This window comes from Acinetobacter halotolerans (genome assembly GCF_004208515.1).
Lineage (GTDB): Bacteria > Pseudomonadota > Gammaproteobacteria > Pseudomonadales > Moraxellaceae > Acinetobacter > Acinetobacter halotolerans.
Genome location: NZ_SGIM01000004.1, coordinates 87,532 through 103,522, shown reverse-complemented (window position 1 = coordinate 103,522; position 15,991 = coordinate 87,532). Strand labels below are relative to the sequence as shown.

Below are 15,991 nucleotides of genomic sequence, written 5' to 3'. Positions count from 1 at the left end.
TTCACAACTTTTTTGAAATACTTTTAGATCAATTTTAAGATTCCCCCTCTTAACATGTAACTTATTTCTATCAACCTAGCCACAAAAAAATTGCAAAACAAAACATTTTTAACGATAATTGTAATAATAATATTTCTCATTTACATGGTTGTAAATATGTGCTCGACTCTCTCCTTCAAACGAAACTCACTTTTTCTTGCGCTATCAAGCTTAGTCAGCATTAGCCCCTATAGCTTTGCAGCAGATGAAGTATCACAGCAACTCCCAACAATTCAAGTCAAAGCGACTCAGAATGAAATTTCAGATTCTGAAAGCACCAAAACCTATACGATTAAAAATAGCTCAAGTGCGACCAAGCTTAATATCGCCGCCAAAGAAACACCACAAACTATCAATGTTGTGACCCGCCAACAAATAGAAGACTTTGGTTTAACCTCAACACGAGATATTTTAAATAATACCCCTGGCGTGACAGTCAACGCGCTTGAAACGGAACGAGCCGTATATATGGCTCGCGGATTTGAAATTTCAAATATATTAATTGATGGTGTTGGTTTCCCATTAACCAATTGGAATACCACAGATACTAATCCTGACAGTTATTTTTATGATCGTATTGAAGTCGTTAAAGGCGCAAATGCTTTAACCAATGCTTTTGGTGATCCAAGTGCAACCATCAATTATGTTCGGAAACGTCCAACAAAAGAATTTCAAGCCAGCAGCTCTCTTAGCTATGGTTCGTGGGACACGCAACGCTATGAAGCAGATGCTTCTGGTCGTTTAAATGATCATATACGTGCAAGATTGGCTGGCTTCCAACAAACAGGTGACTCACATCTCGATCGTTATTCCTCAGAAAAAAATGGAATTGTAGGTGTTATAGAAGCAGATATTACTGACTCAACCCTTCTCACCATTGGTGCCAGTCAAGAAAAAAATAAGCCAAATGCCAACAACTGGGGTGCGATTCCACTCATGGATAGTTCTGGCAAACAACTCAGTTATGATCGCTCATTTAACCCCAATCCAGATTGGGCATATTGGGACAACACTTCTAGAAATGCATTTATCGAACTAAAACAAAAATTCCTAGATACATGGTCTGCCAACCTAAGCTATAACTACAATGAAAAAGATCGTGAAAGCCAGCTTTTATACTATTACGGCTATCCAAACGCAGACGGTTCAGGAGTTTCATTAACACCAAATGGTTATTTAGAGAATAATAAACTACACACTGCTGATTTTAATCTTCAAGGCAAATTTGACCTATTTAATCGAGAGCATGAAGCAATCATTGGTTATACCTTTTCTAAAAGTGATCAAGTTGACCACCAAAAGCAAGGTACGCTACATGACAGCAATATCAATCATGTAAGCTCTGAATACAACGGACAAATCTCAGTTACACCTTATACAACCAATTGGGCAAGCTGGACACCAAAGCATGTCACTTGGTCAGATTTCGTCAAACAAGCTGACTACAGCCAACGTAATGAATCTATTTATGCAGCCACACGTCTTCACCTCAATGATGATCTCAAAGTGACACTTGGCGCCAACTACGTTAAAGCAAAAAGTGAGGGTTATAGCTACACTTCACCAATGAATTACGATGAAAGTAAGCTTTCGCCTTATGCAGGGATTACCTATAACTTTAGCCCTGAATATATAGGTTATATGAGTTACACCTCGATCTTTCGCCCTCAAACTTCTGTGAATGAAGCCACAGGAAAAGTTGCCGATCCAATCGAAGGTAAAAGCTATGAAGTTGGGATTAAAAGTGCGTGGTTAGATGACAAACTAACGGGCACTTTGGCAATCTTTAGAACTGAAGAAAATAATTATCCTCTGCGCTCAAGTGACGGACATCCTTTAAATCGAAAAGTTGGGATTAGTGATTTACGTTCACAAGGTGTCGAAGTTGGTTTGGCAGGACAATTAACCGATCAAGTCAACGTCTCTCTTGGTTATGCTCAATTTAGTTTACAAGATCTAAAAAATGGTGGGGCTGCGAGAACTTATAATCCGACTCAAACCTTTAATCTACTGACCACCTATACACCTGCTCAACTACCAAAACTCAAAGTTGGCGCAGGGCTGCAATGGCAAGGGAAAACGTCGATTTTTGACAATGTAAAATCGGCGTATTTGAAACAAAGCGATTATGCTTTACTTAATCTAATGGCAAGCTATGAAGTGAACCAACATTTCACCGTTCAGGCCAATGCAAATAATGTCACCGATAAAAATTATTTAAATAGCTTCACTTATAGTCAAGCATTCTACGGAGAACCTGCAAACTATAGCGTTGCGCTTAAGTTTAAATATTAATACATTTAACCCCTTATCTTAATACTAGGATAAGGGGTTAATATTTTAAGCAGCGTTAGGTGCCTGATTTTTAGTTTTTAAATATGCATCCAATGATGTGACTTCATCATTACTCATGCTTAAACCAAGCTTAGAGCGTCTCCAAAGAAGATCTTCACTGGTCGTTACCCATTCGAAACGCCACAAATAGTCCACTTCTCTGACATATAAGCCCTGACCAAAATGCTGCCCAAGCTGTGCGACAGAAGTTGCTTCCCCCAGAATATTCCACACACGTGTACCATAAGCAGATGCCCAACGTTTAGCTAAAGACTCTGGTGCATCAGTCACTTGTAGAAGAATTTCTTGAACCAACTGCTCAACAGTATCCATCTTCTCACCACCCGGCAAGACTTCTTTTGCCGTCCAGCGCCCCTGCATTTCAGGAAAGAATGCTTTGAGCTGCTGCATCGCAGATTCAGCCAACTTACGGTAAGTTGTTAATTTTCCACCAAATACAGAAAGCAATGGTGCTTCGCCGACTGCTTGCTTTGACAATGCCAAGGTATAATCACGTGTCACCGCAGAAGGATTATCTGACTCGTCATCACACAACGGACGCACACCAGCAAAAGTCGAAATAATTTGGTCTTGAGTTAATTGCTTTTTAAAATGCTCATTACTCACCTTAACCAAATAGTCAATTTCACCTTGAGTAATTTTCACCTGAGCTGGATCACCTTTGTATTCATGATCCGTTGTCCCAATCATGGTGTATTGATCCAAATAAGGAATCGCAAACACGATACGACGGTCATCATTTTGCATAATAAAGGCCTTATCACCTTCATAAAGCTTCGGCACAATAATATGGCTGCCTTGAATTAAACGGATCCCATACGGGGATTTAAGCTGTAAGTCTTGTTTGATAAACTGAGCAACCCATGGACCTGCTGCATTGACCAAAGCCTTCGCTTTGATTTGAAATGCCCCCTGTGCATTTTCCAAATCAACGATCCAGTATTCCCCGTCACGCTTGGCGGATAAGCAACGGGTACGTGTCACAATATCAGCACCTTTTTCACGTGCATGCATCGCATTCAGTACCACTAAACGTGAGTCATCTACCGCACAATCAGAATACTCAAAACCACGGGTAATCGCCGAGTTTAATGGGCTATCTTCTTTAAAATAAACGTTATTTGAACCCAGTAATTTCTCGCGCTTTCCAAGGTGATCATAGAAGAATAGACCTGTACGAATCAGCCAAGCTGGGCGTAAATGTGGACGATGTGGCATGATGAAGCGCATTGGACGAATAATATGTGGTGCTTTATTCAATAACACTTCACGCTCAGCCAATGCCTCTCGCACTAAGCGAAACTCTTTGTGTTCTAAATAGCGCAAACCACCATGAATGAGCTTACTGCTTGCGGAAGAAGTATGACTCGCTAAATCATCCTTTTCACATAAAAACACCGATAATCCGCGACCAGCCGCATCGACTGCGATACCTACACCATTGATACCACCACCAATGATCGCAAGATCATAAATTTTATTCGTTAGCTGAGGAGAATTTGGCATACATCACCGCAAATTTTCGATATTGTTCAATAATGAAAATTTAAACATATAAAATGAAAATAGACAATAAAAATACACGATAAAAATGTCAATTTATCGAGATTTTTAGACTGATGGTAAAAAATTAAAAGGATGTGAGGAAATGGTGATAAGTTTATTAAATACAATATTTATAAGGAATAAAAAATAATTTTATATAAAGTGAACGAAGCAAAAAAACAGCTTATTCAAAAAAAGTAACATGTTTTCGAAAATGAATATTTATTTTGCAACGATCAATCCAATATCCAAATCTCGAATGGTTTTCATATATTGATCATTGGGTTGTTGGTCAGTAAAAATACAATCCACTTGTTTAAGCGAACCTAAACGAATCATCGCATTACGCCCAAACTTACTGCTATCAGCCGCTAAAAAAACCTGACGTGCGCTTGAAATAATTTCTTGGGAAACACAAACCTCTTGAAAATCGAAATCCAATAACGTGCCATCTTCGTCGATACCACTAATCCCAACCAACGCATAATCGGCTTTAAATTGCTTAAAGAAATCAGCCGTTGCCTGCCCGATCACCCCACCATCAGGGCGAACGCGTCCACTAGCGATCAGTACTTCAAAATCTTCTTTGGTACTCAAAATTTTAGCAACATTTAAATTATTGGTAATAATTTTTAGGCCCGTATGATTTAACAAGGCATGCGCGATAGCTTCAGTTGAAGTACCGATATTGATGAACAATGAAGCATGATCAGGTACTGCTGCGGCAACAGCTTCCGCAATAGAACGCTTTTGTTCAAGCATGTGCCCGACACGCATGGTGTACTCTGTGTTTTCAACACTCGAATCATGTGCTGCGCCGCCATGATAGCGACGCAATAAGCCTTCATCTGCCAACTGATTAATATCACGTCGAATCGTCTGAGGTGTAACATCAAAATATTGGGCAAGTTCTTCAATACTAATATAGCCACGCTCGCGTACTAATTCGAGGGTCTTTTGTTGGCGTAATATCAAACTCATGCTCATCCATCCTATGTTATTTCAACTCATCCGATACAGGCACCCAGTCGAACTTAATCCCCATCCCAATCCCGAGTACGACCGACCGCTTTTAACCAGCCTTTGTAGAGCTTCTCAGTTCTAGCTCGACTACTTTCAGGCGTAAAAGTGCGCTCGATGGTCATTCTACTCTTCAATTCATTCAGATCCGACCAAAAACCGACAGCCAAACCAGCAAGAAATGCCGCACCCATACCTGTGGTTTCTTTCATTGCAGGACGTTCAACGGAAGTACCTAAGATATCAGCTTGGAATTGCATCAGGAAATTATTGGCTGTGACGCCACCATCAACACGGAGCGTACGTAACTTCTCACCTGAATCTTGCTGCATCGCATCTAAAACATCACGCGTTTGATACGCAATCGACTCTAAAGTCGCACGAATAATATGCTCGATACTAACCCCTCTTGTAATTCCCAAGATTGCACCACGTGCAGTCGGGTCCCAATAAGGAGCTCCAAGTCCGGTAAAGGCTGGAACAACATAGACACCATTACTATCTTTGACTTTGGTTGCGTAATATTCAGAATCATGTGAATCATTAATCGCTTTCATTTCATCACGTAACCATTGCACACACGAGCCGCCATTAAACACAGCACCCTCAAGTGCATAGTTCACTTCGCCTTTTGCACCACATGCGATGGTGGTCAACAAGCCATGGTCCGACTGAACAATACGCTTTCCTGTATTCATTAACAAGAAACAGCCTGTGCCGTAGGTATTTTTTGCTTGTCCTACTTCAACACACATTTGACCAAATAATGCGGCTTGTTGATCCCCTGCGATACCAGCGATCGGGATGCCTATTTCTTGTCCACTGATAGTATGCGTGTATCCATAAACCTCTGAAGAGCTACGCACTTCAGGCAACATTGCTTTAGGGATGTTTAAAGCCTCAAGTAGCTTATCGTCCCATTCCAATGTTTCAATGTTAAATAACATGGTACGTGAGGCATTGGTATAATCCGTCACATGGGCTTGACCGTTGGTGAGTTTCCAAATAAGCCATGTATCAATTGTACCGAATAGAAGCTCGCCACGTTCCGCGCGCTCACGACTGCCTTCGACCCGATCGAGAATCCATTTAATTTTTGTCGCAGAGAAGTATGGGTCAATCACTAAACCCGTAACTTTACGCACATAGTCTTGCCAGCCATCTTGACGAAGCTGATTACAAATTTCATTGCTTTGGCGACTTTGCCAAACAATAGCATTGTAAATAGGTTTGCCCGTTTTTTTATCCCAAATCACCGTGGTTTCGCGTTGGTTGGTAATCCCAATCGCAGCAATTTGATCACTAGAAATACTCGCTTGCGCTAACGCTTCAACCCAAACTGCACTTTGAGTCGCCCAGATTTCCATTGGATCATGCTCAACCCAACCTGGTTGTGGGTAAATTTGGGTAAATTCGCGCTGAGCAATGGTGATGACATTCGCATCGTGATCCAATACGATCGCACGTGAACTCGTTGTACCTTGATCAAATGCAACCACATATTTTTTTTGACTATCTGTAGAGATCATGACATACCTATCCAGACTGGCCTGATGTATTAGAGCAATGAATTAAACACCCGAAAAAAACGGAGCGTAATACTGCAATAAAGCAACGACTTCTGTATTAAATTAAAAACTTGGGCGATTATATGCAAAATTGTTCGCAAACGAAAATTCTTTCTTTATTTTTGAATACAAAAGTGACGAAAAAACCATTTTTAAAAGATTACACACAATTCAAAAATCATTTTATGCGATACTTAAAGTATAAATAACAGGATCATTGATATGAAAAAAACCAATTTATTCTTTATTGTAAGCGGTACACTTTTGATTGCTGCATGTCAGACCAGCTCACATCAATATAATGGTGCAAAGGGCTATCAAATTGAAGATAAAACAGCAACTTCGGCGACGATTGCCTATACACTTTCTGCACGTGGCAATGCAAATGTGGATGAGAAAAAATTGCAGCATGCATGTAAACAAGTGCTCGGTGCAGAAAAAAATTATAAAATTTCAATTCTAAGCACCAATGAAATCATGAACCCTGCTACACAAGAAAAATACGGTGTTCAGCTTGGCACCAGTCGCACAACTTTTGGTCTATCCAACTCCCCTGATTTAAATAACAGTGAAGGTTATGCCACTCGTCAAGCACTTGAGACTCGACCAACCACACTTACTGTCGTTCGTTATACATGTTCTTAATCACATAAATATAGAATGGATGTATGCAGATATTGATGATGAATACATCCAACCAAATTTATTTTTTTAGCACATCATGAATGGATGAATCTTTATCAAACACTGATTTTGCAAAAGGACATAAAGGAATCACCTTCACATGACGTTGTCGTACAAATTCGACCAATCCATCTAATAATTGACGGCCAACGCCTTTCCCACGAAATTGATCACTAACATCGGTATGATCAATAATGAGCATCTCATCTCCAGCCCATGTATAAGCCATTTCACCTGCCAATACATCACCGTCTAAAAGCTTAAAAGCACCATGTTTGCCATCATCAACGTGTTGAATATTCATGTCATATTCCTTTTTTAGTCAACTTTATTGAACGAAATTTAAATCGATTATCTTTTTATTCCATTGAATGTTTTAACATGATGTTAAACGATGCTGTGTTACGATTTTATATCTTTGAAATAGACAATAAACCTTATTTTTAGACCAGCAAGAGACTTATTTCGTTCGATAGAAACTCACATTTTTAAACTCTTTCGCTTCATCTAAATCAGGCCAAGTTGTTGCACTTCGCTCATCAATCTTTATATATTTTGGATGGCTAAAATTTTTAACTCGACTGTCAGCAACCCAAACCTCAGGTGCGAATTTCAAAAATTCATCTAAAAAGAAGCGATTGCACTGATCATAAAGTACATCAGCAGCAAGCAAGACATCCACTTGTTCTGATTTATAGAGATCATCGAGATATTCAAGCTCTACATCATTTAAGAGCGCATTTTCACGGCATGATTCAAGACTAATGGGGTCAATATCACAACAAATAACGCGTTTCGCACCTGCCATTTTTGCAGCAATTGCAACCACACCTGAACCAGCACCAAAATCTAGAACAACTTTATCTTTAACATGATGGGGTTCTGCCAATAACCATTGTGCCATCGCTAAGCCAGATGCCCAACAAAAGATCCAATACGGCGTTTCATTCCAAATACGTCGAATGACTTCATCATCCAAACGATCTGTAGGAAATACTGGTGGTATCAGCCATAAAGAAATCGGCGTTTCAGGTAATTGTTGTGCCAATAAGTCAGTATTTGGAATCACATCATGCAATGCTTTAAGTAACTGTTCAGGCGCTTTAGCAAATTGAAAAGTACAGCTCATATCGTTTCTTTAATTCTTGAAAAAAGCCCCTCTAAGTAGAGGGGCTAAAAAATTAACCTAATGCTTTTTCAGCAGCTTCAACTGTTTGACGAATCAAAGTGGTAATCGTCATAGGACCGACTCCACCAGGAACAGGTGTATAAGCAGAAGCAACCTCTTCAATACCGACTAATTGGATATCCCCAACACCACCACCATCGCGTGGATGGAAACCAGCATCAACCACAACAGCACCTTGCTTAATCCAATCTTTTTGAATCAATTCGGCTTTACCTACTGCACCCACGATAATGTCGGCTTGTTTAACCAACTCAGCAAGATTTTGTGTACGTGAATGACAGATCGTAACGGTTGCATTGGCTTGTAATAGCATCATTGCCATTGGTTTACCTAAAATCGCAGAGCGACCAACCACAACGGCATGTTTGCCTGCAATCTCAATCTTGTTTTCTTGCAAAATGGTCATGATGCCTGCTGGAGTCGCTGAACCATAAGCAGACTCGCCCATCGCCATACGACCAAAACCTAAGCAAGTCACACCATCGACATCTTTTGCCAATGAAATTGCATCAAAACAAGCTCTTTCATCAATTTGCTCTGGCACTGGGTGTTGCAACAAAATCCCGTGTACATCAGGATTTGCATTTAACTTTTCAATTTCTGCAAGCAATTGTTCAGTTGTCGTCTCTTTCGGAAGCTCAACTTTAAGCGAATCCATTCCTACACGACGGCAAGCATTACCTTTCATACGCACATAAGTTGCCGATGCACCATCATCACCAACTAAGATTGTTGCCAAAATTGGGGTACGCCCCGATTTTGCTTTTAATGCTTCTACACGTACCAACAAATCCGCTTCGATTTGTGTTGCCAATGCACGACCGTCTAAAACCAATGCCACAGCGCATCTCCAAAATGGGTATGAATCAATTGCGTAAATAATACATGATAATTTGAGCAATATTCTTTTAGATGTTGTTTTTATGTGCATATTCGCGACAAACACTATTGTTTTTTTTCTAAAGATTGCTAATATGTGCATCACCAAGAGATGGCGGGGTGGCAGAGTGGTCATGCAGCGGACTGCAACTCCGTGTACGCCGGTTCGATTCCGACCTCCGCCTCCATTGGTAAAGCCCGAGTGGTGAAATCGGTAGACACAGGGGATTTAAAATCCCCCGCCCACAAAGCGTGCCAGTTCGAGTCTGGCCTCGGGCACCATTTTTCAGCTAATGAAATATGGTGCAAATAAAAATCCAGCGTAAGCTGGTTTTTTTATGTCTGAAATTTAACGAAGCATAAAAAAGCCAAGTACAACGACTTGGCTATATTAAGAATTAAATTTACGCGACGTGTTGTACAGTCTGCATCGGCAATAAATTGACATCTAACTCCAATTGATACTGTCGACTAGCATCCACAGTATAATTCGCAGTTTTAATTGAATCCACAAACATCCATTGTGATTGCACTTGTGCTTCGTCTAAGTGAACAAGCAAATAACCTCGTTGATTCAAATTGCAGTAATTTAATTCATCAATCAACGCTGTAAATGCAAACTCGAATTGTTGAAGCTGTGCCGTAGGGATATTAAGGTATTTTTCCATCCCCGGCGAAGATACAGAACTGGTTGCCAACTCAACGCCGACAAAAGCACCATCTTTGCTATATAAATTAGACGACCACGCATTATGCGTATCCCCTGCAAGGACCACGACTTTCTTTTTTAACTGCGCCAAAGTGCCATATAGAATCTCACGTTCAGCAAAATAGCCATCCCAAGCATCTAGGTTATAAGGAGCAACCGTCAGCACACGCGCTTTTTCTTGCTCAGTAAGGCTTGGATCACCTTGTTTAAGACGCATTTTCAGAGTCACTAACTCAGTAATCTGAGTCGTCATTTGATTTAATGTATCTGTGCTTGGATTGCCTGAAGTAATTTCTGCAAGCGACAATAATAATTCAGCTGGAATTAGCATTTTGGTCATAAGAATCTGCTGACCCAATACATTCCATGTTGCGGTAGATTGTTGTAATTTCCCCAGCAACCAATCACGTTGGGTATAGCCCATCAAAGTGCGTGCAGGATTGGTTAAATCTTGTTGAAACTTTTGAATATCCAAACCTGAAGCAGTCAAATAGTCTGCATAATCAAGTTGTTTATCTCGTGCTAAAATTCGGGTATCCAGCATGGTCAGTTGTACCAGATTGCCAAAATCAAACTGACGATAAATATTTAAATGATCTGTCTCAGATACTGGACGAATCGGCATCCATTCAAAATAGGCTTGTAATGCTGCAAGTTTACGCTCAAGGAAACTACCTTCATTTTCTTGATGATTCTCCGCACCCTCTTTCCAAGTATCATTGGCCAACTCATGATCATCCCAAACGACAATAAAAGGATGACGTTGATGCAGTGCTTGTAGATCTTTATCGTTACGATACAGCGCATAACGCTTGCGATAATCATCTAATTTAATAATTTCTTGATCATTATCAGCCGCCAAGGTTCTTCCGAGCTTAGCCGCATCTTCTGTGGCATAACCATCCGCACCGTATTCATAAATATAGTCGCCTAAATGAATCACCACATCGACATTTTGCTTTGCAATTTCACGATACACGTAGAAATAGCCAGCGGGATAATTCGAACAAGAACAAACTGCGAAACTGACTTTTGAAGTACTGGTCGGCAGTGTTTTTGTTTGTCCAACAGGAGACTTTTTATCACCAAAAATAAAGCGATAGAAATAGTTTTGATTCGGTGTCAAACCTGTTGCATCGACCTTAACCGTAAAATCTTGTGCTGCTGCGGTTGTCACCTTATCCGTCTTAACGATTTGCTTAAATTGATCATCTAATGCAATTTCCCAAGTGACTTGCAAACGTGCACTTGCCTCGTTTGGGCTAAGACGTGTCCAAAGAATCACACGATCCTGCAATGGATCACCGCTCGCCACACCATGATCAAAACTGACTTTCAGCGCATTGCTTTCTTTATCTGAACTGTTATTACACCCTGTAAAACCTGCGGATAAAGACAAAGCCCCAAAACCAAATAAACTCTTTTGAATCAGTTCCCGTCGTGAAATTTTTGCTGTCATTAGATGGCTACCTTGGTTTTTATTACTTTAAACAAATAAAACTAAAGTAGGTTGATGAAGGTTTGATCTCAATTTAATGAAAAATTTATGAAAGTCAGTTCATTTAATCTATTTTTTATTCGAGAAAGACATAAGTTGATTGAAAAGAAAGCAAATAATCCTTTTTACTCTTGCCAAGTTTTAAAGTGTCCTCTATTATTGCGCACATGCCCGAGTGGTGAAATCGGTAGACACAGGGGATTTAAAATCCCCCGCCCACAAAGCGTGCCAGTTCGAGTCTGGCCTCGGGCACCATTTTCAGATAGTGAAATATGGTGCTAATAAAAAACCAGCCTAAGCTGGTTTTTTTATGCCTAAAATTTAGTGACCTTAATACTGAATCAGTTGGAAATTTGGGTGATCAGCGAGTTGCTGTAAATAATAACGTTCTTTTTGATAAAAATATTTGTACATCCGATTGACCCACTCACCACGTCGAAAAGTGAGTACTTTTTTATTCACACCATCGTAGCTCAGCAAAACAACATCACCACCTTCTTGGTTCAATAGCGTAATTCGATAACTATGCGGTGCATGTAGATGAGAAGCACTGAGTTCTCTGACGATTTCAACCTTATGCTCACCATCAAGCCAGTATTGTTTATCAACCAATGCTTTTTCATTGACCCAAAAACCCGTTTCCGCACCATCATATGTATCAATCATAAAAAAATGATGTAACTCTTTTAGTAACTCAGAAGCAGTGATATCCAAATAATCATTCATATAGACCTCTATTTAAATTTTTATTGCTTGTTTGCAGTTCGGTATTTTTATAGTCAATACCACTATTTTCGTGGCATAACCTCACCATTCGATAGCGACCTGATGAGCAAAATTTTAAAAGATTACAAAATGATTATTCTATTCAAGTTATTGTCATTTAAAGAAAATTGCTCTTTAATCTCAAAGATATATAGAGAGATTTAGAGAATCAAGATTTTTCTCTTGGGCTGTTATAAAAATCAGATAAAAAGAAAATGATTTAAAATGAAAATTAAATTCAACTCAAAAAAATCTATTTATATTTATGATTTTAAAGTGATTTAGCCAAAAAAAGCTAAATCACTTTAGCGATTCTGTGTCGTCTTATATCTATTCGTCGCGTGTTTTTACATCAAAAAGTTCAATTTCAAAAGTCAGATTTGAATTTGCAGGGATAATTTTCCCCATCTTACGTTCACCGTAAGCTAAATGTGCAGGTACGATGAGTTTACGCTTTCCACCCACACGCATACCCATAATGCCTTGATCCCATCCTTTAATTACACGCCCTGTACCAATCACAGTTTCGAAGTAATTACCGCGATCAAGCGAAGAATCGAACTGAGTTCCATCTTCTAACCAACCTGTATAATGTGTGGTGATTAAAGCGCCTTTCACAGCCTCTTTGCCTTCACCCACTTTTAAATCAATAATCTGTAACTCTGCGCTCATGTATGCCTCTCTAAACTCAGCTCAATTCAGGTTTTATATCACTTTTGCCTGTCATGTCACTCATGGATATGAATATCCAACAGCCTCTCTCATTATTGCAATTGTTGCCACTGAATGTCGACTTGACCTTTATCACTCAACAATGTCCATTCACCATCCATGATATTTAACTGCAATTGCATAGTTCGCTCACACAACTGCTCAATCGCTTGAGTGGTTTGAGGAGAAAGCTGCCAAACCTCAACATTACTCAATGTTTTAATTTTAGTACTTTTCTGCCACCAATCATTTGCTTGTGCGCCATAGGTCACCACGGCAACATGTTTACATCGCGCACTGGCCTTTTTCACTTTATCTTCAGATGGACAGCCCACTTCGATCCATTTTTCTAACAAGCCCGTCAGATCTTTTTGCCATAAAGCAGGCTCATCCGTTTCAAATAGATCTTTAGTAAAATCCAAATGCTCATCTGCATAGCGTGCATAAACAAGAATACGCACCATTAAGCGTTCAATCGTTTCAGATGGATGTTGAGCAAGGGTTAGTTGATAATCCGCATAAATATGCTGATCCATATTGGCAATATTTAGGTCTGCCTTATATATCGTTGCTTTTAATGCCATTGAATCATGTCCTCAAATTTGGCGCTAAGCATACTCTATTTTGTTAAAAAATGGTGCGATTTGCGAATCAACTGACCTCATCTAAGCGACATGCCAAAAGTTGTTTTTCAAACTCAAACCAGTCCTGTTGCACCTGACAAATAATTTCGATTCGATTATCAATACTTGCTTCTGCCGACTTATAGTTAAACTGTTTCGGATTAAAATTAAAACTTTTCCATCCTTGATCGGTATTAAATATTCCTTTGATCCGAACCCAATCCTGCTGTGCGCATAATAGATCCAATAAATCATAAAATTTGAATTGCCAACGTTTGGAAAACTTCCAACCAGCGACAGTAAATCCTTGGGCAGTTTCAATATAATGGTAGGGCAACTGTTTAATTTCTTGTTCCGCAGCATCACCGAGCTGTGTTTTTTGCAATCGGAGTAAAGGTTGGATTTTTCGTTGCAAAGGTTGCTGAATAAAATCAAGCTGTCCCAGCTCTACTCGTCCATGCTCCGCTTCTATCCAGTGCTGTACATAGGTTTTATATTCTTGTTTTAAAGCTAAATATGCTTGTTGGTCGGCTTCGGTCATACGATCAATGTGGGACAATACAACAATTTGTGCCGCTTTGAGCTGATCGGTATATAGGTTCTGCTGTACCCAATCCTCGTCATGCAAACGACTGCCATCAATCACAATCACCAGTGCACGCATCTCTAGACTACTCTGCCAATGTGGTTCTGTCAGTTGTTCGAGTAATTGCGTCGGATGTCCCAAACCAGTTGGTTCGATGAATAATCGATCAGGTTTCGTTTCACTTAATAACCGCGCCAATGCAATTTGCATCGGCAGTTGACTACTACAACACAAGCAACCGCCCAACAATTCTTTTACGGTATAACCATCTTGTTTAGTAATCAGTTGTTGATCGACCCCAATCTGCCCGAATTCATTCATCAGAATCGCCCAAACTTCATGCTCAGGCTTTTGTGCTAATAAATGCTGTAATAATGTGGTCTTCCCTGCACCTAAAAAGCCAGAAATAATATGTGTTGGAACTGCTTTGGGCGAGATAAATTTCACGACATACTCAGGAACAAGAATTTATTGCATTGTAATGCGAAAAAATAAGGAAAAGAAATAATCAGTGTTCAAACAACTAAACACTAATAGAGACCCATTTAAAAATATTAATGAGACACCCATCACATATACAATCTAATATACTTATTTAAAATACAGATATAAATGATTTATCCAATTAAGTAATTCTGATGAATTCACAGGTAATGTTTAATCTGCGTAAATAGTGAGTTTATTTTTTATCCAAAAAAACATATTTACATACATTTTAAGCGCAAATTAATGGCTTCTAATTTACAGAGCTACCACATAAAGTGCTTCAATATTTCATATTGTTAAGATAGGTGTAATAGATTGTTAAGTATATTGCCCTAAATAGATTTGGCACATAGCATGGGCACATGTCTTAATTTGTGGCTTAACTACAAATTGGGCTGTTTTTAAATGAAACTGAAATTAAGGATGCCAACAATGAAACTTATCAAAACACTTCTAGCTACGACTCTTACGCTTGCTGCTGCGACTACTTTTGCTGCGTCAGCTAACGAAGTTCAAACTGAAGCGCAAACTGATGACCGTGTAGTTGTTTCTACTCAAGAACAACCAGCGACTGATGCGCCAAGCGAAGCTGCTCCAGCATCAGAACCAGTTGCAAACTAATATAGATTTTAAAAGTTACCTCTGCTTTTTTAAATCGATTTATTATGATTTGACCCTATTTCATAATAAATAAAAAAAAGATCGAACCATGCTGCGGTTCGATCTTTTTTATGGACTGTATAAAATTAAAGCGAAGACTTAAAGATACTGCAAGAAGGTTGATGAACTTCTTGTAGGCGCATTTCTTTACGTTGCTCCGCTGCTTCAAAACGACAACGCTTCCAATCAGTGTCTAATTTTAAAGATGGAACTGGTTTCGGTTGGCGCTGTTCATCGACAGCAACCATAGTGAAATAACAGGTGTTGGTATGTCTGATACTGCGTTTTTGAATATTTTGAGCTTCGACGCGAATCCCAATTTCCATTGAGGTACGTCCAACATGATTGACACTCGCCAAAAATGTGACCAATTCACCAACATAAATGGGTTCTTTAAAATTGACTTTATCAACTGAGAGCGTAACCACATAACTGCCTGAATAACGACTAGCACAAGCATAAGCGACTTGATCAAGCAGTTTTAAAATCGCGCCTCCATGTACATTACCAGAAAAGTTTGCCATATCTGGTGTCATCAAAACCGACATTGTAAGCTCTGATTGATCATCAGGCGTCTGATGGAATTGATCTAATTGATCCATGTTTGGGACTCATAGCGGAAAGCAGCACCACTATTATCACTCATTCATGATCGCAAACATATATCTAAATCA

Annotated in this window: 15 protein-coding genes and 3 tRNA genes; 6 read left to right on the top strand and 12 right to left on the bottom strand. The window is 39.5% G+C overall.

The features are described from left to right. The first annotated feature begins 144 nt into the window (after positions 1 to 144). Positions 145 to 2,334: a TonB-dependent siderophore receptor gene (locus EXE30_RS06595; RefSeq protein ID WP_130161710.1), complete on the top strand. Its 2,190-nt coding sequence runs from the start codon at positions 145 to 147 to the stop codon at positions 2,332 to 2,334. 45 nt (positions 2,335 to 2,379) lie between these two features. On the opposite strand, the gene glpD is transcribed toward EXE30_RS06595, so the two are convergent. From glpD to glpK, 3 genes are all read right to left on the bottom strand, one after another. Beyond that, positions 2,380 to 3,900, bottom strand: coding sequence for a glycerol-3-phosphate dehydrogenase (gene glpD / locus EXE30_RS06590; protein WP_130161709.1), 1,521 nt, complete (start codon positions 3,898 to 3,900; stop codon positions 2,380 to 2,382). 261 nt (positions 3,901 to 4,161) lie between these two features. Beyond that, positions 4,162 to 4,920 carry a DeoR/GlpR family DNA-binding transcription regulator gene (locus tag EXE30_RS06585; RefSeq protein WP_004670322.1) on the bottom strand — a complete coding sequence of 253 codons (759 nt, stop codon included), beginning with the start codon at positions 4,918 to 4,920 and terminating at the stop codon, positions 4,162 to 4,164. 53 nt (positions 4,921 to 4,973) lie between these two features. Continuing rightward, positions 4,974 to 6,488: a glycerol kinase GlpK gene (gene glpK, locus EXE30_RS06580; RefSeq protein WP_130161708.1), complete on the bottom strand. Its 1,515-nt coding sequence runs from the start codon at positions 6,486 to 6,488 to the stop codon at positions 4,974 to 4,976. A 261-nt stretch (positions 6,489 to 6,749) separates the two neighbouring features. Here glpK and EXE30_RS06575 point away from each other — a divergent pair, with 261 nt between their 5' ends. Then, on the top strand, positions 6,750 to 7,172 hold the full coding sequence (locus EXE30_RS06575; protein WP_121929480.1) for a hypothetical protein: 423 nt from the start codon (positions 6,750 to 6,752) through the stop codon (positions 7,170 to 7,172). A gap of 58 nt (positions 7,173 to 7,230) precedes the next feature. Here EXE30_RS06575 and EXE30_RS06570 read toward each other — a convergent pair whose 3' ends face one another. The 3 genes from EXE30_RS06570 to folD form a co-directional block, all read right to left on the bottom strand. After that, positions 7,231 to 7,515, bottom strand: coding sequence for a GNAT family N-acetyltransferase (locus tag EXE30_RS06570; RefSeq protein ID WP_130161707.1), 285 nt, complete (start codon positions 7,513 to 7,515; stop codon positions 7,231 to 7,233). A gap of 156 nt (positions 7,516 to 7,671) precedes the next feature. Next, positions 7,672 to 8,340 carry a class I SAM-dependent methyltransferase gene (locus EXE30_RS06565; RefSeq protein WP_121929478.1) on the bottom strand — a complete coding sequence of 223 codons (669 nt, stop codon included), beginning with the start codon at positions 8,338 to 8,340 and terminating at the stop codon, positions 7,672 to 7,674. A gap of 52 nt (positions 8,341 to 8,392) precedes the next feature. Continuing rightward, positions 8,393 to 9,241 carry a bifunctional methylenetetrahydrofolate dehydrogenase/methenyltetrahydrofolate cyclohydrolase FolD gene (gene folD / locus EXE30_RS06560; protein WP_005197928.1) on the bottom strand — a complete coding sequence of 283 codons (849 nt, stop codon included), beginning with the start codon at positions 9,239 to 9,241 and terminating at the stop codon, positions 8,393 to 8,395. A gap of 152 nt (positions 9,242 to 9,393) precedes the next feature. On the opposite strand from folD, the gene EXE30_RS06555 reads away from it, so the two are divergent. Beyond that, a tRNA-Cys gene (locus EXE30_RS06555) sits at positions 9,394 to 9,467 on the top strand. A gap of 8 nt (positions 9,468 to 9,475) precedes the next feature. Then, positions 9,476 to 9,561, top strand: a tRNA-Leu gene (locus EXE30_RS06550). Between the two features lie 122 nt (positions 9,562 to 9,683). Here the strand turns inward: EXE30_RS06550 and EXE30_RS06545 are convergent. Beyond that, positions 9,684 to 11,447, bottom strand: coding sequence for an alkaline phosphatase D family protein (locus EXE30_RS06545; RefSeq protein WP_130161706.1), 1,764 nt, complete (start codon positions 11,445 to 11,447; stop codon positions 9,684 to 9,686). Between the two features lie 208 nt (positions 11,448 to 11,655). On the opposite strand from EXE30_RS06545, the gene EXE30_RS06540 reads away from it, so the two are divergent. Continuing rightward, a tRNA-Leu gene (locus tag EXE30_RS06540) sits at positions 11,656 to 11,741 on the top strand. Between the two features lie 75 nt (positions 11,742 to 11,816). Here the strand turns inward: EXE30_RS06540 and EXE30_RS06535 are convergent. The 4 genes from EXE30_RS06535 to EXE30_RS06520 form a co-directional block, all read right to left on the bottom strand. Next, positions 11,817 to 12,212 carry a hypothetical protein gene (locus EXE30_RS06535; protein WP_121929475.1) on the bottom strand — a complete coding sequence of 132 codons (396 nt, stop codon included), beginning with the start codon at positions 12,210 to 12,212 and terminating at the stop codon, positions 11,817 to 11,819. Between the two features lie 369 nt (positions 12,213 to 12,581). Next, positions 12,582 to 12,923, bottom strand: a complete 342-nt coding sequence (locus EXE30_RS06530) for an FKBP-type peptidyl-prolyl cis-trans isomerase (RefSeq protein ID WP_121929474.1) — start codon at positions 12,921 to 12,923, stop codon at positions 12,582 to 12,584. 92 nt (positions 12,924 to 13,015) lie between these two features. Further along, the gene (locus tag EXE30_RS06525) at positions 13,016 to 13,546 is read right to left on the bottom strand and encodes a YaeQ family protein (protein WP_130161705.1); all 531 of its coding nucleotides are present in this window, start codon (positions 13,544 to 13,546) and stop codon (positions 13,016 to 13,018) included. A gap of 67 nt (positions 13,547 to 13,613) precedes the next feature. Then, positions 13,614 to 14,618, bottom strand: a complete 1,005-nt coding sequence (locus tag EXE30_RS06520; RefSeq protein ID WP_130161704.1) for a CobW family GTP-binding protein — start codon at positions 14,616 to 14,618, stop codon at positions 13,614 to 13,616. Between the two features lie 471 nt (positions 14,619 to 15,089). On the opposite strand from EXE30_RS06520, the gene EXE30_RS06515 reads away from it, so the two are divergent. After that, positions 15,090 to 15,278: a hypothetical protein gene (locus EXE30_RS06515; RefSeq protein WP_121929471.1), complete on the top strand. Its 189-nt coding sequence runs from the start codon at positions 15,090 to 15,092 to the stop codon at positions 15,276 to 15,278. A 125-nt stretch (positions 15,279 to 15,403) separates the two neighbouring features. Here the strand turns inward: EXE30_RS06515 and EXE30_RS06510 are convergent, their stop codons facing one another. Further along, complete coding sequence (locus EXE30_RS06510; RefSeq protein ID WP_121929470.1) at positions 15,404 to 15,919, bottom strand: acyl-CoA thioesterase; 516 nt, start codon at positions 15,917 to 15,919, stop codon at positions 15,404 to 15,406. Positions 15,920 to 15,991: the final 72 nt, after the last annotated feature.

Excerpts from the sequence above, each read along its gene's own strand:
- EXE30_RS06595 (WP_130161710.1), top strand. The coding sequence starts at position 145 with ATGGTTGTAAATATGTGCTCGACTCTCTCCTTCAAACGAAACTCACTT.
- glpD (WP_130161709.1), bottom strand. The coding sequence starts at position 3,900 with ATGCCAAATTCTCCTCAGCTAACGAATAAAATTTATGATCTTGCGATC.
- EXE30_RS06585 (WP_004670322.1), bottom strand. The coding sequence starts at position 4,920 with ATGAGTTTGATATTACGCCAACAAAAGACCCTCGAATTAGTACGCGAG.
- glpK (WP_130161708.1), bottom strand. The coding sequence starts at position 6,488 with ATGATCTCTACAGATAGTCAAAAAAAATATGTGGTTGCATTTGATCAA.
- EXE30_RS06575 (WP_121929480.1), top strand. The coding sequence starts at position 6,750 with ATGAAAAAAACCAATTTATTCTTTATTGTAAGCGGTACACTTTTGATT.
- EXE30_RS06570 (WP_130161707.1), bottom strand. The coding sequence starts at position 7,515 with ATGAATATTCAACACGTTGATGATGGCAAACATGGTGCTTTTAAGCTT.
- EXE30_RS06565 (WP_121929478.1), bottom strand. The coding sequence starts at position 8,340 with ATGAGCTGTACTTTTCAATTTGCTAAAGCGCCTGAACAGTTACTTAAA.
- EXE30_RS06545 (WP_130161706.1), bottom strand. The coding sequence starts at position 11,447 with ATGACAGCAAAAATTTCACGACGGGAACTGATTCAAAAGAGTTTATTT.
- EXE30_RS06535 (WP_121929475.1), bottom strand. The coding sequence starts at position 12,212 with ATGAATGATTATTTGGATATCACTGCTTCTGAGTTACTAAAAGAGTTA.
- EXE30_RS06530 (WP_121929474.1), bottom strand. The coding sequence starts at position 12,923 with ATGAGCGCAGAGTTACAGATTATTGATTTAAAAGTGGGTGAAGGCAAA.
- EXE30_RS06525 (WP_130161705.1), bottom strand. The coding sequence starts at position 13,546 with ATGGCATTAAAAGCAACGATATATAAGGCAGACCTAAATATTGCCAAT.
- EXE30_RS06515 (WP_121929471.1), top strand. The coding sequence starts at position 15,090 with ATGAAACTTATCAAAACACTTCTAGCTACGACTCTTACGCTTGCTGCT.
- EXE30_RS06510 (WP_121929470.1), bottom strand. The coding sequence starts at position 15,919 with ATGGATCAATTAGATCAATTCCATCAGACGCCTGATGATCAATCAGAG.